Here is a 474-nt window from a genome sequence, read left to right on the forward strand (position 1 = left end):
GATAAATTGAGCTATGCAGGTTATGCATTGCCAGGGGTCATTGTCGCTCTCGGGTTCATCTTTATTTTTAACAATCATATTCCGATGCTATATAACACGTTCTATATGTTAGCTCTTGCTTTCGTCGTTCGTTTTCTCCCCCAAGCGATGCAAGCAGGAGAAGCTTCATTGAGCCTTGTTTCGCCTAGAATGGATGAAGCAGCTCGAAGTCTCGGCTATCCGCCATGGAAAGTCATGTTTACAGTTATTCTTCCTAACATATTGCCGGGAATCCTTGCTGGTGGTGCCCTCGTTTTCGTCAGTTCAATCAAAGAACTACCAGCAACCCTTATGCTTCGCCCACCAGGTTTTGATACGTTAGCAGTAAGAATTTGGGTAGACGCATCTGAAGCACTTTATCATCTCGCTGCCCCTGCAGCATTGCTCATTATTTTCATCTCTATCATTCCTCTCCGCTACATGTTGAGGAAATAC

1 protein-coding gene is annotated in these 474 nt (G+C 44.5%); it reads left to right on the forward strand.

Translation table 11 applies throughout. The annotated features are described in order from the left end of the window. A partial coding sequence (locus RM572_RS28990; RefSeq protein ID WP_311676337.1) for an ABC transporter permease occupies positions 1-474 on the forward strand: 474 nt, incomplete at both ends.

The organism is Streptomyces hazeniae (assembly GCF_031845485.1).
Taxonomy (GTDB): Bacteria; Actinomycetota; Actinomycetes; order Streptomycetales; family Streptomycetaceae; genus Streptomyces; species Streptomyces hazeniae.